Source organism: Turicimonas sp. TL08, assembly GCF_054660695.1.
Genome location: NZ_BAAGDP010000050.1, coordinates 1 through 2,094 on the forward strand (window position 1 = coordinate 1; position 2,094 = coordinate 2,094).

The window sequence follows — 2,094 nt, forward strand, 5'->3', positions numbered from 1 at the left end:
CCCGTCTTTTACACCTACAAATTAAAGAAGGGCCTGTAAGGCCCCGTCAGCTCTAGTTTCTTTGTTTCTTAATTTTCCAAACTTGTTGTAGTAGAAGAAAATAAATCTCTGACAGAAGTGTAGAGTCGCATTTTCTTTCTCAAAGCACTTGGCTCCTCGTAGGTATTTGGAGGCGTCAATCCAACCAGATTCATAATATTTTGTACTGTAGAGTCAAAACCAGCGGTGCCGTAAAACTCAATCCCGGAAGTTGGATTAATCAATGATATCGTGGCTCGGTTCAGTCCTCTGATAATGCCATCGGTCGTAGCCGGGGTATTATTTGCCCGAAGTTTATATTCCAAATAACGATGGACGCATAAAGCTAAAAAGCAGATTAGGAAGTGTCCACGCACATGGTCCGGCAGCCGCAAATACACTGGTCTGGCCTCAAAAGTACTTTTTAAATGGCGGAAACTATCTTCAATTCTCCATAAGTTTTTATAGATTTTCACCACTTCCGAGGCGGGTGCACTCAATGATGTTTCGATAACATGAATTCCATCAAATTGCTCCTGTGCTGCAATTAGTGATTCATTTATTTTTGCAGTCTCCAAATCCATATCTAAGAGAATAAAGCTTCTTCCTCCTCTTTTGAATGAGGTCTTGATCTTAGAAGGTTTTCCAACTAGCTCCTGAGCTTTCTTGATCAACCTTTCTCGGTCTGTTCTGTCTTTTCTGGCCCTGGCCTCGCTCCAGGTAACGATGAGCCTGCGTTTTAATTGGCTTTTTACGTATTTTCCAGATTTCGTTTTTGTGTGGTTTAATCTTTTCTCAAGTTGCTTTTCTTTCTCTTCATCACCGTCTTCAAAGACGTATTCGGGCGATTCATAGCTAATAGGGCCGCTCAATTGAATTTCTTTGTACCAGCCGAAGTCCAAGATTTCCCCGTCTTCGGAGACTTTTTGTATTGGAACTCTGCCTTCCTCCGAGAGAACTTCTCTTTGTATATCGCTGCTTGCGCCTCTTATCTTGGAGGCCAGAACGTAGTTATCTCCGAGTTTTACCAGAGAGTCGATATTAGCTTGGCTGTTCAGACCTCTGTCGGCAACTACCGTGAAGCTTTTAACATTAAATTTCTTCTTTAGTTCACTAACAAAGGGCACCATAGTAGCCCCCTCAGCCTGATTACCTTTGTAGAGACCATAGTCGAGGGGCAAGCCTTGTTTGTCCGTAGCTAATGCCATAACTACTTGAACTTTATTAAATTTCTTGTCCTTGGAATAGCCAAAATCTCTGAGCGCATCTTGATCGGTACTCTCAAAGGCGTACGTAGTTATGTCATAAAGACAAATCGAAGTATCCCTGTCGGGAACTAGCTTGTTGATTTGACGATTCCAGTATCGGATGATGTCGCTTTTGTTCGCACAGAGTACATCTAGAGCTTTGTAGATTTGATTTAGATTATCGAACTGCATGCCAAGATAACGCTCGGGTCCTTCGATTGAGGAACGTCTCTTGGAGGACGGGGCAAGAATTCTAAGCAAAATTAGTTCCTTGGCAATTTTCGCTAAGTCATACTTGAATGAGCCCTTCGTTGCAATGTAATCGAACTTAGCATCCAATTTAAGTTCGTCATAGAGTCGGCGCAAGATAAGATACCCGGCACTGCGCGTACAAAAAACGGCAGAAGGATCCAAAGTTTGCCGTTGAAGAAGCTCGGATAAATCTTTAGAAAGCGACTCAAGAGAAGTGGAAGTGGAAAGCAGTTTCCTACCTTCACAGTTGAGGTTCATCCGGTCAACCTCTTCTTGGATCTTTTGTAGTGCCTCAGGGTCTTTAGCTAAGAGGTCTTTTTTCTTTCCAAAGCGTTTAATGATTTCTCGTACGGGATGTTTGACGCCCGGCTTTCGGATAGAACACTCGATATAAACACTAGAACTGTCTTTATTAGAACTAAATCCCAACCTATAACGCATAGGACCTCCAAAATTTAGCATTAGGATAATTATACTACAATTAATACTTAAATTTTAAAAATAAATTTAGGCAAAAATAAAGAACCCATCGGGGTTCAAAACGGATCAGACTAAATAAAAAGTGTTAAAGACAGGA

1 protein-coding gene is annotated in these 2,094 nt (G+C 41.5%); it reads right to left on the reverse strand.

From position 1 onward, the window contains the following. Nucleotides 1–68: 68 nt before the first annotated feature. Nucleotides 69–1,958 carry an IS1634 family transposase gene (locus ACYQ4O_RS12845; RefSeq protein ID WP_460175857.1) on the reverse strand — a complete coding sequence of 630 codons (1,890 nt, stop codon included), beginning with the start codon at nt 1,956–1,958 and terminating at the stop codon, nt 69–71. Nucleotides 1,959–2,094 lie beyond the last annotated feature (136 nt).

Coding starts and splice junctions, on each gene's coding strand:
- ACYQ4O_RS12845 (WP_460175857.1), bottom strand. CDS start 1,958: ATGCGTTATAGGTTGGGATTTAGTTCTAATAAAGACAGTTCTAGTGTT.